The 17,624-nt window shown below is 71.7% G+C and carries 16 protein-coding genes; 4 read left to right on the plus strand and 12 right to left on the minus strand.

Annotated elements, in window-relative coordinates:
* Positions 1 to 53 precede the first annotated feature (53 nt).
* The 10 genes from AB0J58_RS03625 to AB0J58_RS03670 form a co-directional block, all read right to left on the minus strand.
* The gene (locus AB0J58_RS03625) at positions 54 to 740 is read right to left on the minus strand and encodes an SDR family oxidoreductase (protein WP_364209700.1); all 687 of its coding nucleotides are present in this window, start codon (positions 738 to 740) and stop codon (positions 54 to 56) included.
* A gap of 19 nt (positions 741 to 759) precedes the next feature.
* Positions 760 to 1,584, minus strand: a complete 825-nt coding sequence (locus AB0J58_RS03630; RefSeq protein WP_343972026.1) for a MurR/RpiR family transcriptional regulator — start codon at positions 1,582 to 1,584, stop codon at positions 760 to 762.
* 209 nt (positions 1,585 to 1,793) lie between these two features.
* Entirely contained in the window at positions 1,794 to 3,449 is a 1,656-nt protein-coding gene (gene hutU, locus AB0J58_RS03635; protein ID WP_364209703.1) for a urocanate hydratase, read from the minus strand.
* A gap of 386 nt (positions 3,450 to 3,835) precedes the next feature.
* Positions 3,836 to 5,563 carry an ABC transporter ATP-binding protein gene (locus AB0J58_RS03640; RefSeq protein WP_364209705.1) on the minus strand — a complete coding sequence of 576 codons (1,728 nt, stop codon included), beginning with the start codon at positions 5,561 to 5,563 and terminating at the stop codon, positions 3,836 to 3,838.
* A gap of 207 nt (positions 5,564 to 5,770) precedes the next feature.
* On the minus strand, positions 5,771 to 6,991 hold the full coding sequence (locus AB0J58_RS03645) for a beta-ketoacyl-[acyl-carrier-protein] synthase family protein (RefSeq protein ID WP_364209708.1): 1,221 nt from the start codon (positions 6,989 to 6,991) through the stop codon (positions 5,771 to 5,773).
* On the minus strand, positions 6,988 to 7,236 hold the full coding sequence (locus AB0J58_RS03650; RefSeq protein ID WP_084195145.1) for an acyl carrier protein: 249 nt from the start codon (positions 7,234 to 7,236) through the stop codon (positions 6,988 to 6,990). Before AB0J58_RS03650 ends, AB0J58_RS03645 begins: the two co-directional genes overlap by 4 nt.
* Before the next feature lie 251 nt (positions 7,237 to 7,487).
* Positions 7,488 to 7,685 carry a hypothetical protein gene (locus AB0J58_RS03655; protein ID WP_364209711.1) on the minus strand — a complete coding sequence of 66 codons (198 nt, stop codon included), beginning with the start codon at positions 7,683 to 7,685 and terminating at the stop codon, positions 7,488 to 7,490.
* Positions 7,686 to 7,792: 107 nt separating this feature from the next.
* Positions 7,793 to 8,212: a hypothetical protein gene (locus AB0J58_RS03660; protein ID WP_364209837.1), complete on the minus strand. Its 420-nt coding sequence runs from the start codon at positions 8,210 to 8,212 to the stop codon at positions 7,793 to 7,795.
* Entirely contained in the window at positions 8,175 to 8,927 is a 753-nt protein-coding gene (locus AB0J58_RS03665) for a hypothetical protein (protein ID WP_364209714.1), read from the minus strand. Before AB0J58_RS03665 ends, AB0J58_RS03660 begins: the two co-directional genes overlap by 38 nt.
* A 39-nt stretch (positions 8,928 to 8,966) precedes the next feature.
* Positions 8,967 to 9,686: an FCD domain-containing protein gene (locus AB0J58_RS03670; RefSeq protein ID WP_343972048.1), complete on the minus strand. Its 720-nt coding sequence runs from the start codon at positions 9,684 to 9,686 to the stop codon at positions 8,967 to 8,969.
* A gap of 88 nt (positions 9,687 to 9,774) precedes the next feature.
* Here AB0J58_RS03670 and AB0J58_RS03675 point away from each other — a divergent pair, with 88 nt between their 5' ends.
* From AB0J58_RS03675 to AB0J58_RS03690, 4 genes are all read left to right on the plus strand, one after another.
* The gene (locus tag AB0J58_RS03675; RefSeq protein ID WP_364151891.1) at positions 9,775 to 11,118 is read left to right on the plus strand and encodes a glutamine synthetase family protein; all 1,344 of its coding nucleotides are present in this window, start codon (positions 9,775 to 9,777) and stop codon (positions 11,116 to 11,118) included.
* Positions 11,115 to 12,467: an aldehyde dehydrogenase family protein gene (locus tag AB0J58_RS03680; RefSeq protein WP_364209717.1), complete on the plus strand. Its 1,353-nt coding sequence runs from the start codon at positions 11,115 to 11,117 to the stop codon at positions 12,465 to 12,467. Before AB0J58_RS03675 ends, AB0J58_RS03680 begins: the two co-directional genes overlap by 4 nt.
* A gap of 5 nt (positions 12,468 to 12,472) precedes the next feature.
* Positions 12,473 to 13,237, plus strand: a complete 765-nt coding sequence (locus AB0J58_RS03685; RefSeq protein ID WP_364209720.1) for a 3-oxoacyl-ACP reductase — start codon at positions 12,473 to 12,475, stop codon at positions 13,235 to 13,237.
* Between the two features lie 139 nt (positions 13,238 to 13,376).
* A complete protein-coding gene (locus AB0J58_RS03690; protein ID WP_364209722.1) occupies positions 13,377 to 14,072 on the plus strand; it encodes a gamma-glutamyl-gamma-aminobutyrate hydrolase family protein in 696 nt (231 codons plus the stop codon).
* A 54-nt stretch (positions 14,073 to 14,126) separates the two neighbouring features.
* Here the strand turns inward: AB0J58_RS03690 and AB0J58_RS03695 are convergent, their stop codons facing one another.
* Both AB0J58_RS03695 and AB0J58_RS03700 read right to left on the minus strand, forming a co-directional pair.
* Entirely contained in the window at positions 14,127 to 16,907 is a 2,781-nt protein-coding gene (locus tag AB0J58_RS03695; protein WP_364209724.1) for an FtsX-like permease family protein, read from the minus strand.
* On the minus strand, positions 16,904 to 17,614 hold the full coding sequence (locus AB0J58_RS03700) for an ABC transporter ATP-binding protein (protein WP_364209727.1): 711 nt from the start codon (positions 17,612 to 17,614) through the stop codon (positions 16,904 to 16,906). Before AB0J58_RS03700 ends, AB0J58_RS03695 begins: the two co-directional genes overlap by 4 nt.
* Positions 17,615 to 17,624: the final 10 nt, after the last annotated feature.

A 17,624-nucleotide genomic window follows, 5' to 3' on the forward strand; every position in this document is an offset into this window, starting at 1 on the left:
CGGAGCCGCTCCGCCTCGCCGGGCGGGAAACCGTACGGCCCACGACCGCGCCCTCAGTTCGGCGGGCCCGCGGCGGGACGGACGGTGATCTCGGTGACGTGGGCGTCGGGTGACGCGGTCAGGGCCGCCTGCACCACCCTGGCCACCGAGTCCACGTTCAGGTACTTCTCCGGCCGGTAGGAGCTGCCCTCCCGGACCCGCACCTCACGCTGCATCTCGGTGTCGACCCGTCCGGGGTAGATCGTCGTCACGCGGAGTTCCGGCTCTTCCAGGCGGAGCGCGTCGGCGAAGGCGCGCAGCGCGAACTTGCTCGCCGCGTAGGAGCCCCAGCCGGCACTGGCCCGCTGCCCGGAGCCGGAGTTGATCAGCACCACGTGACCGCGCCCCGCGCGCAGGGCGGGCAGCAGCAGCCGGGTCAGCTCGACCACCGCGATCACGTTGACCTCCATGGTGTGCCGCCACACCTCGGCCGGGGTCTCCTCCACCCGCCCCAGGTGCAGCACGCCCGCACTGTGCACCAGCACGTCGAGCCGGTCGATGGCGGCGACGTCGGCCTCCGTGACGGTGGTGAGCTCCACCGGCCAGGGCCGCGCGCCGGGCAGGGCGGAGGCCGTCTCGGCCAGCGCCTCGGAGTCGCGGCCGCCGAGCAGCAGGTCGTGGGTGGGGGCCAGGGCGCGGGCGATCGCGGCGCCGACCCCTCGTGAGGCACCGGTGACCAGTGCGGTCGGACGTACAGACATGTCGGTCACCCTATCCGGATCAGCAGAACCGTTCGGTGAAGACCCCCGCCTGGTCGGTCATCCGTTCGTACTCCTCCAGCCGGGCCTGCGTGCGCAGCGGCGCCGCGTCCGCCATGGCCTCCACCAGCACCATGGCCAGGGCCAGTGGCGCCGTGTGCGAGTCGAAGACCAGCCGTTCCCCGACGGGGGCGGCCAGGACCACGTCGGCCTCGAAGGGCACGTCCCGCCGGTCGGTGATCACCGCCGTACGCAGGCCCAGGTCCCGGGCGCCGCGCAGCGCCTGCACCGCCTCGGCCGGGTAGCGGGGCAGGATCACCGCGACCAGCCAGCTCGCCCCCGCGCGGCGCGCGGCGTACAGGCCGTCGGCCAGTTCGGAACCGCCGTGGGTCAGCAGCCGGACGTCCGGGTGGATCCGGCGCGCGAAGTAGGCGAACGTGGTGGCCAGCCCGCTCGACACCCGCAGGCCCACCACCGGCAGAGGCTCGCATCCCGCCAGCTTGGCACCCAGCTCCGAGATGTCGGAGGGGTCGGCCAGCGCGTCGCGTACGCTCCGCAGGTTGTCGATCTCCACGTCTATGGCCGCCTGCAGGTCGTTGGCCCGCGACGGCCTCCGGCCGCCCACGACGAGGGGCCGCAGCGCCTGTCTGAGCTCGGGATACCCCGCGAAACCGAGCACCATCGCGAACCTCGTCACCGACGGCTGGCTGACCCCCGCCCGCTCGGCCAGTTCCACGCTGGACAGGAAGATGGCCTCGGACAGGTGGTCGCCCAGGTAACGCGCGATCCGCCGCTGCACCGGCGACAGCCGCCGCCCCTCCAGAAGCTGATCGAGTCCGTCCCCCACGCCCCCTCCAACCGCTCGACACTCCACGAGCATTCCCCACCCCGCCCCGCTGTAGTTCATACACCCGGACGGGGCGGGAGTGAGCGGTGCCGGCAGGATTCACCCCCCGGGGCCGGGACACGGTACCCGGATCGGTGCGCGCACCTCCCGATCAGGGCCGGCGCGCCCCGGCCGGAGCCCGAGCGCCCGGCCGGGACCCGCGCCTCCGGTCAGGATTCGCGCATCGGGATGCGGACGTCCCGCTCCTCGGCCACGGCGACGGCCTCGTCGTAGCCCGCGTCGACGTGACGGATGACCCCCGTGCCCGGGTCGTTGGTGAGTACCCGGTTGAGCTTCTCGGCACCGAGCCTGGTGCCGTCGGCGACGGTGACCTGGCCGGCGTGGATGGAGCGGCCGATGCCGACGCCGCCGCCGTGGTGGATGGAGACCCACGCGGCACCGGAGGCGACGTTGAGCATGGCGTTCAGCAGCGGCCAGTCGGCGATCGCGTCGGAGCCGTCGGCCATGCCCTCGGTCTCCCGGTACGGGCTCGCCACGCTGCCGCAGTCGAGGTGGTCGCGGCCGATCACCAGCGGAGCCTCGATCTCCCCCGAGGCCACCATGTCGTTGAACCGCTCTCCGGCCAGGTGGCGCTCCCCGTATCCGAGCCAGCAGATACGGGCCGGCAGGCCCTGGAAGTGGACCTTCTCCCCGGCCATCCGGATCCACCTGGCGAGCGGCTCGTTGTCGGGGAAGAGCTCCAGGATCGCGCGGTCGGTCTTGGCTATGTCGGCGGGGGAACCGGAGAGCGCGGCCCACCGGAACGGGCCCTTGCCCTCGCAGAACAGCGGCCGGATGTAGGCGGGCACGAAGCCGGGGAAGTCGAACGCGCGACCGTAACCCGCCAGCCGGGCCTCGCCCCGGATCGAGTTGCCGTAGTCGAAGACCTCGGCTCCGGCGTCCTGGAAGCCGACCATGGCCTCCACGTGCCTGGCCATGGCCTCGCGGGCCCTGCGGGTGAAGCCCGCCGGGTCCTTCTCCCGTTCGTCGGCCATGTCCTCGAAGGCCACGCCGATCGGCAGGTACATCAGCGGGTCGTGGGCGGAGGTCTGGTCGGTGACGACGTCGATCTCGGCGCCTCTGCGGAGCAGTTCGGGCACGATCTCGGCCGCGTTGCCCTCGACCCCGATGCTCAACGGCCTGCGCTGGTCACGGGCCTCGTACGCCAGGCGCAGCGCCTCGTCGAGGTCGGCGGCGCGGACGTCCAGGTAGCGGTGCTCGATCCGCCGGTCGATCGACCTGGGGTCGCAGTCGACGCAGATCACCACGCCGCCGTTCATGGTCACGGCCAGCGGCTGCGCGCCGCCCATGCCGCCGAGCCCGGCGGTCAGCGTGATCGTTCCCGCGAGGCTCCCGCCGAACCGCTTGGCGGCCACGGCGCCGAAGGTCTCGTAGGTGCCCTGCAGGATGCCCTGGGTGCCGATGTAGATCCAGGAGCCCGCCGTCATCTGCCCGTACATGGTCAATCCGGCGGCCTCCAGGCGCCGGAACTCCTCCCAGTCGGCCCAGTCGGGCACCAGGTTGGAGTTGGCGATGAGCACCCGCGGGGCCCACTCGTGGGTGCGGAACACGCCGACGGGGCGGCCGGACTGCACCAGCAGTGTCTCGTCGCCCTCCAGGGTGGTCAGGGTGCGGGTGATCGCGTCGAAGGAACGCCAGTCACGGGCGGCCTTGCCCGAGCCGCCGTAGACGACGAGCTGTTCCGGATGCTCGGCCACCTCGGGATCCAGATTGTTCTGGATCATGCGAAGCGCCGCCTCCTGCGGCCATCCCTTGGCGGTGAGCGTGGTACCGCGCGGCGCGCGCACAACCCGGCTGCCGGTCATGCCCGGACCTCCCCATCAAGAATGAATGAATACATTCATATTTGTCACCTGGAGGCTACAGGTCAACCCGGGAAGGCGGATCACGGCAAGGGGTGCCGCGAGCGGCACGCCCGCGACACCCCCCGGTGGTGGCCGTAACGATCGTCGCGCCCCGATCTTCGTCCCGCACGGACGGGATCGGGAGATCGAATGCGGCGCGCGCCCGATGGGGCACCCCGGTGCGAAGGAGAGGCTTCGCACAGGCGGGGATGCCCGGTTCGCCGGACAGCGAACCAGGCCATCGGCCCGGTGTCCGAATTATTCCTTTGTGAACGATATGAATTTACACAACCACGCCAGTACCACCGCGCGGCCTTCACCATGCGGACAGCCGCCGGGCGGCGGGACTAGCCGGGCAGCAGGAGCTGGGTGGCGGCCAGCTCACGGTAGAGGGCGTCGTCGGCGAGCAGCTCGCCGTGGGTGCCCACGGCCCGCACCCGGCCCGCCTCCATCACCACGATCCGGTCGGCCCCGGTCACCGTGGAGAGGCGGTGTGCGATCACCAGCACCGTCGTCTCCGCCGCCACCTCCGCGATCACCTCGCGGAGCCGCAGCTCGTTGACCGCGTCGAGCTGGGAGGTGGCCTCGTCGAGCAGCAGGAGCCGGGGCCTGCGCAGCAGGGCGCGGGCGATGGCGACCCGCTGGCGCTCACCGCCGGAGAGCAGGATCCCCCGATGGCCGACCCTGGTGTCCAGCCCCTCGGGGAGCCTGGAGACCAGGTCCTCCAGGCGGGTGCGGGCGAGCACCCGCCTGATGTCGTCCTCCCGCACGCCCGGCGCGGCGAAGACGAGGTTCTCCCTGAGCGTGCCGTCCAGCACCGGCGCGTCCTGCTCGACGTAGCCGAGACAGGCGCGCAGCTCGGCCAGCGGCCAGTTCTCGATGTCGCGGCCGTCGACCCTGATCGTCCCCGACTGCTGCTCGTAGAACCGCTCAAGCAGGGCGAAGACCGTGGACTTGCCCGCACCGGACGGCCCCACCAGGGCGGTCAGCCCGCCCGCAGGCACCTCGAAGGAGACCTCGTCGTGAATGACCGGCCTGTCGTCGCCGTAGCGGAAGGACACCCTCTCGAAGGAGACCCCGACCGGGGCGCTGCCGGCCTCGTGGACCGTGCCGCCCGTCTTCTCCACGGGAAGCGCCTCGATCTCACGGATCCGCCACACCGCGGCCAGCCCGTTCTGCAACTGCGTGGCGCCCTGGACCAGCTGGCCGATAGGGGCGACCAGGTAGAACAGGTAGAGCAGAAAGGCGATCAGCGAGGAGACCTCCAGCGCGCCCGAGGAGACGCGCGCGCCGCCCACCCCGAGCACAGCCACGAAGGCCAGCTGCGCGGCGACCCACGCCGAGATACCGGCGATCGAGGTCAGCCAGGCGACCGCGATCCCCCGGTCACGCGCCTCGCGGGCCGCCTCGCTCACCGCGGCGATCTCCCGTTCCTCGGCACCGCTGGCCTTGACCGTGCGGAACGCCTGGAGCACCCGGTCCAGGACCGCGCCCATCTCGCCGACCGCGACCTGGGCCTGCGCCGAGGCGCGCTGGATCCGGGGCAGGATCAGGCCGACGATCCCGCCGACCAGGACCAGCACCCCCAGCGTGATGAGCAGCAGCACCCAGTCCATGATCGCCATCATGACCACGGCGCCGACGAGCATGAACAGCGAGCTGACCATCTCGACCACGCTGTTGGCGAACACCGCGCGCAGCAGCGTGGTGTCGGAGGTCACCCGGGACATCAGGTCACCGGGCTTGAGCCGGTCGACCTCGGAGGCGCGCAGCCGCAGCATCCGGTCGACCAGGCCGCGGCGGGCGGAGAAGACGATGCTCTCCCCCATCCGCTCCAGCACGTAGCTGCCCAGCGCGCCGAGGCCGGCGCCCACGAGCACGGCGGCGGTCAGCCCCAGCACGGGGCCGAGCAGGGAGCGCTGCTCGCCGAAGGCGTCGACGACCGTCTTGGCCAGGAGCGGCATCGCCAATCCGGCCAGCGAGCCGACGAGGCTGAGCACCCCACCCAGCAGCAGGGTTTTTCGGTAGGGCCTTATATAGGCGACCAACAACCGCCAGGACGCGGTCTCGGACAATGCGACCCCCTTTGAAGCGACGCGATCGATCTACGGTCGCTTCTCTTGTCTACCTGGCATGCGTCCACCCCGAGCGTCTTCGCCGTATTTCGCAACGAAAGTCGATTACGCCACTAATTTAGTCAACTAAAGTTGACATCAGGGAGTTGGTAAGGCCCCGCCGGTTCGGCGCCGTTTCACGGCGGGCCGGCGGGGCCTTACGGAATGTCAGGAATCCGGGGAGGGGGTGAGGACCAGGCAGGCGTTGCTGCCCCCGAAGCCGAAGGAGTTGGACAGAACGGGGGCGGCGGCCACGGACCGGGGCTCGCCACAGACGATGTCGATGAGGTCGGCCTCGGGGCCGCCCGCGAAGTTGGCGGTCGGGGGGATCAGGCCCTCTCGGGCCGACAGCAGGGCGATGACCGCCTCCAGCGCGCCCGCGCCGCCGACGAGGTGGCCGGTCACACCCTTGGTCGAGGTCACCGGGGGCGTACGGCCGCCGAAGCACGCGTGCAGGGCGACGGCCTCGGCGCTGTCGTTGTGCGGGGTGGAGGTCCCGTGGGCGTTGACGTGCCCGATGTCGCCGGCGTCGAGTCCGGCGTCGAGCAGGGCGGCGCGCATGCACTCGGCCGCCACCGAGCCGTCCCTGAGCGGTGCCACGATGTGGTTGGCGTCGCAGTTGGCCGCGTAGCCGCTGACCTCGCCGTAGACACGGGCCCCCCGCGCCTCGGCGAGGTCGGCGCGCTCCAGGACGAGAAAGGCCGCGCCCTCCCCCATGACGAAGCCGTCACGGTCGGCGTCGAACGGGCGGGACGCCTCCGAGGGAGCGTGCGTCCGCTCCGACAGGGCGCCGACCCGGGCGAAGGCCTCCATCGCGAGCGGGGAGAGCAGCGCGTCCAGGCCCCCGGCGACGGCGGAACCGACCACGCCCGAGCGGATCGCGCGCAGTGCCTCACCGATCGCGGTGGCCCCGCTGGCGCAGGCCGTGTTGAAGGTGAGGCATGGCCCCCTGAAGCCGTACCTGATGGCGACGCGCGAGGCGGTCGAGCTGGACATCAGTGTCGGGACCGCGTGGACGGGCACCTTCTCCCTGCCGAGGGTATGCCCCACGATCAGGTTCTCCAGGGTGGCGAACCCGCCGCCGCCGGTGCCCACGTACACCCCGCAGCCCTCGGCGGGCAGGCCGTCCGCGTCGGCGACGGCGTCGATCGCCGCGGCGAGGCCGATCTGGGAGGTCCGGTCGAGGGTCCGGAGCTCGCGCCCGCCGAAGTAGTCATCCGGCTCGAACGGTGCCAGCGGGCACCCGATCGAGACCGGCACCCGGGCGTCGGCCAGTTCGGGGATGGCGGTCGCGAGCGACTTGCCCGCGAGCACCGTGGCGAAGACGTCCCGCGCCGTGTTGCCAGCCGGGCTCTTGACCCCCAGACCAGTGACGACGACGCGCGTCACCGGGCCGCCAGCGCGGCGTGCAGTACGCCCGCCATGTCGGCGACGGTCTGCGCCCCGGCGAAGTCGCTGGGGTCGAGCTGGATGCCCAGCTTCTCCTCGATGATGACGGAGATCTCCACCCATTCCAGGCTGTCGATCTGGTGGTCGGCGATGGTGGCCCCCGGCTTCACCTGATCGCTCGGTACGCTCAGCACCTCGGCGATCGCCGACCGGACCACGGATGTCGCTGAATCGAGGCTTGTCATTCGCCCACCTTTAAAAGGATTGGTCCACTCGCGCCCCTGCAATGCCTTCGGACTATAGCGAAACAGACATATGTTCTGTCTATGTACGACCAGGCGGAATTCTTGAAATTTCTACTCATTAAGTGATGAGCGGCGCGGTGAAAACCACCCCTCCCGGAGCCGGGCCGAGAACCGGCCGCCGCGTACCGGCGCCCCGCCGATCCGGAGCCGGCTCGGCGAGGAGCCCATCGGCGGGACACCGGCGAGCGGGGTCAGCGGCGGCGGACGCCGTACTCCCTGCGCATCTCCGCGACGGTGTCCAGGATCTCGTCCTGGGTCTTCAGCAGCTTCGCCTCGGCCTCCTCGGTTCTGGCCTCGGCCACCAGCCGGCGGTCGCCCGTCCGGCCGGCCAGCCTCCGCTTGGCCCTGGCCTTCATCTCGCGCAGATTGAGCTTCTCCAGCAGACCCATGATCAGCATCCCTTCGGCAGAGAGGGCCGTCATCTGCCCGGCGGGCGGCCGGATATGCACGGGTTCCAAAGCCCACCGCGACCGTGCCGCCGCTTTCCCGCGCCACCTCAGTCGGGGGCGGGGACGTCGTCGTGGTCGATGTCGCCCTCCTCCGCACGGCGCAGCCCGATGTCCTCCACCCAGGCGCCGGCGAACCGGCGGATCTCCCGGAGCCGCTCGCCCGCCACGCCGTGGGCCTCGAAGTCCTCGTCGGCGATCAGTGCGACGAACTCCAGCCTCATCACCAGTTCGGCGAGTGAGAACCCCTCGTCGTGCAGGCGGGCGAGGTGTTCGAGTTCGCGGAAGCCGTACGGCTCGGAGACCGAGGCGACGTCGATGACGTCGCGGGCGAGACCGCGCTCGTGCAGTGCCCACACTCGCGGGCCGACCTCGGCTTCCGGCCCGCCCGGCGGGAGCGACGGCGAGGGCGTCGGCGAGGACATCGGCGGCTCAGCGGCGGGAGCGGCGGCGAGTGGAGGGGAGGTCATGACGGCCGGAGACGAACTCCTGGAAGGCGATCTTGCCGCGGATCACCGGGCGGCGCCAGCGCTCCTCGCGGCGCTCGGCCCTGGCCATCTTGCGGAGCCGCGGGTGCCGGGCGCCCGGGGCGAAGAACCAGTGCGCCCAGGGCGATCCCGGGCGGGCCAGCCGCACGGCCCCCGGCACCAGGAGGACCGGCACGAACAGTCCGACCAGGCCCGTCCAGATCTTGCCCTTGAGCAGCGTGACCACGGCGAGCCCGAGGTTGATCACGATGAGGCCGCCGGTTATCCAGGTCCCCTCGGGGGTGCCGTCGGAGTTCTCCCAGCCGAGGGGGCGCAGGCCGAGCAGGAGCAGGCCGGTGATCGCGACGGCGATGAACACCGCGTCGACGGAGGCCCGCCCCTCCTCCTCCCAGTAGACGTCGCGCAGGTGCAGGATCAGCGCGAACTCGTCGAGGACGAGGGCGGCGCCGACACCGAAGATCGCCGCCGTCACCGCGTACCAGCCCTCGGAGACCCCGGAGACGATCAGGCCGGACACCCCGCCGAGCAGGGTCAGCACCACGCCGAACACCACGTGGTGTATGTGCATCTCGCCGACGTTGACGTCACGGAACCAGCCGATCTTGGCCCGGATGAGCCGGACGTTGATCCTGGTGAACACGAAGGCGACGATCAGCGCGACAAAGAAACAGAACAGCGGCAGCCGTCCTGTTTCCATGATCCGATCTCGGAACAAATCTCCCACCGTTTCCTCAGGCTATGCGAGGAAACCCCGCAGCAGCGCGGCGGTGCCCTCGAGGTGCTCGGCCACGGCCCGGCGCGCCCCCTCGGGGTCGCCGGCCAGGATCGCCGTCACGATCGCCTCGTGCTGGATCGCGGCGTGCTCGATGTTGCGCCGGAGCACCGGGATGGCGTTGAGCAGGTCGGTGACCCGCAGCCGGGCGTCGGCGCAGGCCGCGGCGAGCAGCGGGGAGCCGGTCAGCTCGGCGATGGCCAGGTGGAAGGCCGTGTCGAGACGGCGGTAGTCGTCGGGCCCCGACGAGTTGACCTCGCGCAGCCGCTCCCGCAGGGTGTCGCGCCGCTCCTCGGTGAGCGCGGTGGTGGCGAGCACCTGGGCGGCGCCGCACTCCACGGCCATCCTGAAGGTGAGCGCGTCGCCCAGGTCGTCGGTGCCCATGTCGACGACCGCCCTGCGCAGGTCGTCGCGGTGCGGGCGCGGCGGGGTGTAGGTGAGAAAGGCGCCGCCGTACCTGCCACGGCGCACGGTGAGGTAGCCCGCCTCCGCCAGGGCGCGGATGGCCTCGCGCAGGGTGACCCTGCTGATCCCGAGCTGGGCGGCGAGTTCCCGCTCGGGCGGCAGCTTCTCGGTCACCAGCCCCAGCTTGATGACCTGGAGCAGGCGTTCCACGGTCTCCTCGAACGCGTTGCCCGCGCGCACCGGCCGCAGCACGGTCGCCAGTCGCGACACCTCGTCCAATTGATCTCCTCCGACCCTTGACAATGCTCCCCCCGCTACACGTCAATGGTCTGACACTAGCCCAATAAGACTCCGGCGAGGAGGGCGTGTGGACGTCCGCGAACTTCACGACGAGGTGCGGGCAGGACGGATCGACACCGTGCTGCTGGCGATCGTCGACATGCAGGGCCGCCTGCAGGGGAAACGCCTGTCGGCACGTTACTTCCTGCAGGAGGTGCTGGGACACGCCGCCGAGGGATGCAACTACCTGCTCGCGGTCGACGTCGACATGAACACGGTCGACGGCTACGCGATGTCCTCCTGGGAGCGGGGATACGGCGACTTCGTCATGAAACCCGACCTGTCCACCCTGCGCCGGGTGCCGTGGCAGGAGGGGACCGCCCTGGTGATGGCCGACCTGCTCTGGGAGGACGGCTCCGACGTGACCGCCTCGCCGCGGCAGATCCTGCGCCGGCAACTCGCCCGGCTGGCCGAACGGGGCTGGGGGGCGTTCGTCGGGACCGAGCTGGAGTTCGTGATCTTCAACGACAGCTACGAGGACGCCTGGCGCGGCGGCTACCGCGACCTGACGCCCGCCAACCTCTACAACGTCGACTACTCCCTCCTCGGCACCGCCAGGGTCGAGCCGCTGCTGCGCAGGATCAGGCTCGGCATGGAGGGCGCGGGCATGTACGTCGAGTCGGCCAAGGGCGAGTGCAACCTCGGCCAGCACGAGATCGCCTTCCGCTTCGGCGAGGCCCTGTCCAGCTGCGACGACCACGCCGTCTACAAGAACGGCGCCAAGGAGATCGCCGCCCAGGAGGGCATGTCGATCACCTTCATGGCCAAGCCGAACCAGCGCGAGGGCAACTCCTGCCACATCCACATCTCGCTCAGGGACGCCGCCGGAGAGCCGGTCATGGCGGGTTCCGAGGCGCACGGGCTGTCCGCGACGGGACGGCACTTCATCGCCGGCCAGCTCGCCCTCATGCGCGAGCTGACCCTGCTGTACGCGCCGAACGTCAACTCCTACAAGCGGTACGTGCCGGGCAGCTTCGCGCCCACCGCCGTCAAGTGGGGCGTGGACAACAGGACGTGCGCGCTGCGCCTGGTCGGCCACGGCCCCTCGCTGCGGATCGAGAACCGGGTGCCCGGCGGCGACGTCAACCCCTACCTGGCGGTCTCGGCACTGGTCGCCGCCGGGCTGCACGGCATCGAGAACGAGCTGCCGCTTGAGGAGGCGGTCACGGGGAACGCCTACACCTCGGGCGCGGAGACCGTCCCGCACACCCTGCGGGACGCGCTGGAGCTCTGGGAGGGCTCCGCGTTCGCGGCCGCCGTCTTCGGCGAGGACGTCGTGGCGCACTACGCGAACAACGCCCGGACCGAGCTGGCCGCCTTCGACGCGGCGGTGACCGACTGGGAGCTGTTCCGAGGATTCGAACGGATGTGACGGTGAAGATCATAAATCCGGCGACAGAAGAGGTGATCGCCGAGGTCGAGATGGCGGACGCCGCCGAGGTCGACAGGGCGGTGGAGCGCGCCAGAAGGGCCTTCGCCGGCTGGCGGAGGGTCGGTCCTTCCGACCGGGCCCGGCTGCTGCGCCGGTTCGCCTCGCTGGTGCGCGAGCACGCCGAGGAACTGGCCCTGCTGGAGGTCGCGGGCGCCGGGCACACGATCGGCAACGCCCGCTGGGAGGCGGGCAACGTCGCCGACGTGCTCGACTTCTACGCCGGGGCGCCCGAGCGCGACCACGGTCTGCAGATCCCGGTGCCCGGCGGCCTGGACGTCACCTTCAGGGAACCGCTGGGCGTCGTCGGAGTGATCGTGCCGTGGAACTTCCCGATGGTCATCATGACCTGGGGGATGGCCCCGGCACTGGCCGCGGGCAACACCGTGATCGTCAAGCCCGCCGAGTGGACACCGCTGACCGCCCTGCGGGTGGCCGAGCTGGCCCTGGCCGCCGGGCTGCCCGAGGGGGTGTTCCAGGTCCTGCCCGGTGCCGGAGAGGTCGCGGGCGCCCGGCTGGTCGAGCACCCCGGCGTGGCGAAGATCGTGTTCACCGGTTCCACCGAGGTGGGCAAGGAGATCGCCGCCGTCTGCGCCGGGCAGGTCAAGCGGCTCACCCTGGAGTTGGGCGGCAAGAGCGCCAACGTGGTCTTCGCCGACGCCGACCTGGCACGGGCGGCGGCGACCGCGCCGTACGCGGTCTTCGACAACGCGGGCCAGGACTGCTGCGCGCGCTCCCGGATCCTGGTCGAGCGCTCGGTGTACGACGAGTTCCTGGCCCGGTTCGGCGAGGCCGTGCTGAACGTCCGAGTCGGCGACCCCCGCGACGAGAGCACCGAGATGGGCCCGCTGATCAGCGCCGAACACCGGGAGCGGGTGGCCTCCTACGTCACCGAACCGCCCCACCTGCGGGGCACGTGCCCGCCGGGGCCGGGGTTCTGGTTCCCGGCGACGGTCCTGACCCCGGGCTCCGCCGGCGACCGGGCGTTCACCGAGGAGATCTTCGGACCGGTGGTGTCGGTGCTGCCGTTCGACGACGAGGCGGACGCCGTACGGATCGCCAACGACACCCCGTACGGCCTGAGCGGGTCCATCTGGACCCGTGACGTCGGCCGGGCGCTCCGGGTGGCCAGGGCCGTCGAGGCGGGCAACCTGAGCGTCAACTCGCATTCGAGCGTCCGCTACTGGACCCCGTTCGGCGGTTTCAAGCAGTCGGGTCTCGGCCGTGAGCTGGGACCGGACGCCCTGTCCGCGTTCACCGAGACCAAGAACGTCTTCATTTCCGAGGAGTAGAAGCGATGCTGCGTTTGCAGGACCGGGTGGCCGTCATCACCGGCGCCGGCAGCGGGATCGGCCTGGCCACCGCGCGCCGGTTCGCCGAGGAGGGCGCCCGCGTCGTGTGCGTGGACCTGGACGAGACGACCGGCGCCGCGGCCGCGGCCGAGGTCGGCGGCCTGTTCGTGAAGGCCGACGTGACCAGCGAGGACGACGTCGCCCGGATGTTCCAGACCGCGTTCGACAGCTACGGCGGCGTGGACATCGCGTTCAACAACGCGGGCATCTCACCGCCGGAGGACGACTCGATCCTGGAGACCGGCATCGACGCCTGGCGCCGGGTCCAGGAGGTCAACCTCACCTCCGTCTACCTGTGCTGCAAACACGCCATCCCGTACATGCGGCGGCGGGGCAAGGGGTCGATCATCAACACCGCGTCGTTCGTGGCCGTGATGGGCTCGGCGACCAGCCAGATCTCCTACACCGCCTCCAAGGGCGGGGTGCTGGCGATGTCGCGCGAGCTGGGCGTGCAGTTCGCCCGCGAGGGCATCCGGGTCAACGCGCTCTGCCCCGGCCCGGTCAACACCCCGCTGCTGCAGGAGCTGTTCGCCAAGGACCCCGAGCGGGCACAGCGCCGCCTGGTGCACATCCCGATCGGCCGCTTCGCCGAGGCGACCGAGATCGCCGCCGCGGTGGCGTTCCTCGCCTCGGACGACGCGAGCTTCATCACCGGCTCGGAGTTCCTGGTGGACGGCGGCATCTCGGGCGCCTACGTCACGCCACTCTGACCGCTCCCCGCCGTCTCCGCTCCCGCCGCCTTCGCGACCCGCGGCGGCGGGATTTGCCCAGGCCATACCCTGGCCCCGATAACGTGCGAGGACGTGGGCGGAGGTCCCATGTCCCCGGCGTCCGTGTGAGAAAGAGATCATGTCCCGTCCCGTCATCGGCATCACCTGCTACGTCGAGCCCGCGAGGTTCACCGTCTGGGAGACGACCACCGCGCTGCTGCCGTACGACTACGTCGACCACGTGGCCCGCGCGGGCGGGCAGCCGGTGATCCTGCCGCCCGCGGGCGACCCCGCGACGCTGGTGGATCGCCTGGACGGGCTGATCCTGGCCGGCGGCGGGGACGTCGGCCCGGAACGGTACGGGCAGGAACCGCACGAGCGGACCGGCTACGTCCGGCCGTTCCGCGACGACGCCGAGCTGGGGCTGGTCCGGGCGGCGCTGGAGCGGGACCTGCCCTTCCTCGGCGTCTGCAGAGGCATGCAGATCCTGAACGTCGCCCTCGGCGGCGGCCTCCACCAGCACCTGCCCGACGTGGTGGGCCACCAGGGGCACGCCCCGGCCCCCGGCGACTACGGCAGGATGCCGGTGCGGCTCGCGCCGGGCAGCCTGACCTCGAAGGTCTTCGGGACCGAGACCGTGGACGTGGCCCACTACCACCACCAGGCCGTCGACCTGCTCGCCGAGGGCCTGACCGTGACCGCCCACGCCGAGGACGGCACGGTGGAGGCCGTGGAGGTGGAGGATCATCCGTTCGCCCTCGCCGTCCAGTGGCATCCCGAGACCGACGACGAGTCGGCCCTGTTCGAGGCACTGGTCCGGCACGCCCGCCGCTGAACGGCCCGCTCGGCCCAGGCCCGCTCGCCGTGGGGCGGGGCACCGGAGCCGGGCTCACTCCCGGGTGAGGATCAGGGCCGGCGGGAACCGCTGCACCAGCAGGGCGGGAACGGCGGAGGCCATGGCCGCGAGCGTGACGGCCACCACCGCCGCGACCGCCGCTCCCGCGACCACCGCACCCGGCAGGTCGCCCGCCAGCGCGAACGCGGCCGTCATCCCGCCCAGGACCCCGGCGAGGGCGCCGAGCAGGCCGATACCGGTCCCCTCCAGGACGATCAGCCGGGCCAGCGAGCCCCCCGACCAGCCCGAGGCGCGCAGCGCGGCCAGTTCGGTGTCGCGCTCCCGTATCCCCAGGTAGAGCACGTCGGCCACGGCCAGCACCGCCAGCCCGAACATCACCGCGACAGCCGCGTAGTCGGCCGGGCGGGCCTGCACCACTATGGCGTCGCCGAGCAGCGAGCCCACCACCCGGCCGCGGAAGCCGTAGGTGACGCCGAGCAGCACCGTCAGCCCGAAGACCGCGGCCGCGAGCGTCGCCGCGCCCAGCAGGGTCCGCCCCGGGGACCTGGTCAACCCGCTCACCGCGAGCCCGGCCACCCCGCGCGGCGAGCGCGCCCGGCGCGGCAGCCGCACGGCCGGCCGCACCGCCTCCGCGGGCGGCACCCGCGAGGCCCGCCAGGCCGGGGTCAGTCCCGCCAGCAGCGACAGCGTCACCGCCGCCGGGACCGCCAGCCACGCCCGCTGCCCCGGCGGCGCGACCCCCGACCACAGGGCGACAGGCCAGGCCAGCGCGACGGACAGCAGGCCTGCCAGCAGGCCGATGGCGCCGACCTCGCAGAGCACGGTCCCGAACAGTTTCGGCCGCGACCAGCCCAGGCAGGCCAGCACGCCGAGCTCGGACCTCCTGGCCCGCACGGCCGCCGCCGCACCGTTGAGCACGAACAACCCGCAGACGGCCAGGACCAGTACGAACAACACGAGCGACTTGCGGTCGGCGGCGTTCAGGATCCGGTAGGCGACGTTCTTGTTCACCCAGTCCTCCCGGAGGGTCAGCGCGGGACGCCCGAAGGACCCGGCGGGCAGGTCCACCGTCATCGGCGACGGCGACGAGCCGACCGTGATGTCCACCTTCAGTCCGGTGGCCGCCACGATGTCCCTGGCCACCTGACTGATCCGCTCCCGGCTGACCGGGTCGGGCCCGGTGACACCGCCGACCCGCACCCGTATGACGCTCAGCGGCGCCCGCGCCGCGGGCCGCCCCTCGGTCCTCTCAGCGATCTCCTCCAGCCACTGCAGGCTGGTGAGGAGCAGGGGCGGCGTCTGGAGGTATCCGGCGACGTTGTCGTTGGGCAGCAGAGCCCGGCCGCCGAGGAGCGCGGCGGTCCGGCCGTCGCCCGGCGTGGCGACCGGCGGGTTGTAGGTCTCCATGGGGAGCCGGGTCAGCTCGCTGAAACCGGGCAGCCTGGCCGGGTCGAACCGTCCGACGACGCGGGACTTGAGATCCCCGGTGTGGCGTCTGGAGACCGCCCTGCGGTTCAGCGTGCGGAACTGGGTGTCGGATGCCCCGACCGTCGCGCCCGGGGAGTCCTTGGCCACGCCCGCCACCCCCGAGAACCACGGATCCTTCCAGACACCGGACCCGTTCCGCACCGGGAGCGCGTCGAGCTCACGCGCTCCCCGTTGCCGGTACTCGACGGGCCCGGATGCCCAGTACCTCGTCAACGGCACGTAGTGCCCGTCCGACAGGTCCGACCACCGGTCGAGCATCGACTCGTAGACCTGTCCGGCGTCGAGGGTGAGGCGCCTGACCTCCTCGCCCCGGTTCGCGGCGAGATAGGACAGGAGCCTCTTGGCCGGCACGCCCTCGGTGACCTTCTCGGCCGCCTCGGCGGGCAGCCGCCGGATCACGACCTCGTCCCGCTGGTCCGCGTAGGGCACCGAGGCCGCGATCAGCGGGATCTCGTTGGGATCGTCCCCGGCCGCCTTCGCCGTGAGGTAGCGTCCCTCGACCATCGCCCCCTGCAGCCCGGCCAGCCGGGCCTCGGCATCCGGGTCGACGGCCGCGAGCACGAACGGGAACTCCTGGTAGAGCGGCACGCCCGCCTGGCCGGGCTTCAATCCGTCCCAGAAGTATCCGCCGATGTCGCCCAGACCGGTCCGCGTGGACCAGTAGCCGCGGTCGGGCAGCGTCCGCTCGGAGGGGAACGGGCTGGTCCTCGCCGGGTCCTGCGACCAGCCGAGCGAGGTCGCCAACCGGACCCGCCGGCCACCGGGCAGCTCCTCCTCGGCCGCCTCGACGTACTCGCCCCCGTCCGCGACATCTGTGAAGTCGAGCGTGACGGGGCGGCGGGTGACGTACTCGTACCGGGGCTGCAGGAACGGGATCCGGGTGAGACCCCGGTCGGTGACCCGGGTGCGCTCCACGCGCAGCATCGTGCGGTCGCCCTCGTGCAGCAGGTCCGTCACGTCGACCCGGACAGCTGCCGTGTGCACGACATGACCGATCATGCCGATCGGGGCGGCGACCTCGACGCCGTTGACCCGCTTGATCCGCTCGTACTGGTCGAAGGTGATCCCCCCGAAGATGCCCGACAGGTAGTTGGCGCGGACCAGTCCCTGCGACCGCTCGATGGCGGTGGCCGAGTTCTCCGGGCGGACCAGGATGTCGTACTGCGCCCGGAAGTTCTCCCCGACGGTGCCGATGATCTCCAGACGCTGGGTCTCGGCGGTGCCGGTCAGCACGGTGAACCCGGTCGCCGCGACCACGATGCCGAGCAGGAGCACCAGTGTCCGGGCAAGCCGGTGGCGAAGCTGGGCCCAGACCAGGCGGGTCATCCGAGCCGCCCGATCCGGCCGAGCACGTCCTGGGCGGGCGTCACCCGGTCGTCGCCGGTGATCCGGCCGTCACGCATCCGGACCACCCGGTCGCACGCCGCCGCCACCTCGGGGTTGTGGGTGGCGACCAGCATGGTCATGCCGTACTCCTCCCGCAGGGAGAACAGCAGGTCCACGATCTCCTGGCCGGTGACACTGTCGAGGTTGCCGGTGGGCTCGTCCGCCAGGAGCAGAGGCGGGTGGGCGATCAGCGCCCGGGCGATCGCCACCCGCTGCTGCTGCCCGCCGGAGAGCTCGCCGGGCAGCGCCCGTTCCCGGTCGGCCAGCCCGACCGCGGCCAGCAGTTCCCTGGCGCGGGCGCGGCGGTCGAAGCCCACCCTGCGCGGCAGCACGGGGGCGAGCACGTTGTCCAGCAGGCTCAGCGCCGGGAGCAGGTGGAAACGCTGGAAGACGAAGCCCACGGCGCGCCGGTGCCGGTCGAGACCCCGGCGCCCGAGATCGTCGACGCGCCTCCCTCCGACGTGGATCTCACCCCCGTCGGGGAGATCCATCGCACCGACGAGATGGAGGAGCGTGGACTTGCCCGCTCCCGAGGGCCCGGTGAACGCGACCGCCTGACCGGCCTCGACCTCCAGGCCGACCTCGTCGAGTGCCCTGGTGGAGCCGTGTACACGGCTGACGCCTCGCAAGCTGACTTCAACGCTCATGACCGATACA

This window comes from Streptosporangium sp. NPDC049644, from assembly GCF_040675205.1.
GTDB lineage: Bacteria > Actinomycetota > Actinomycetes > Streptosporangiales > Streptosporangiaceae > Streptosporangium > Streptosporangium fukuiense.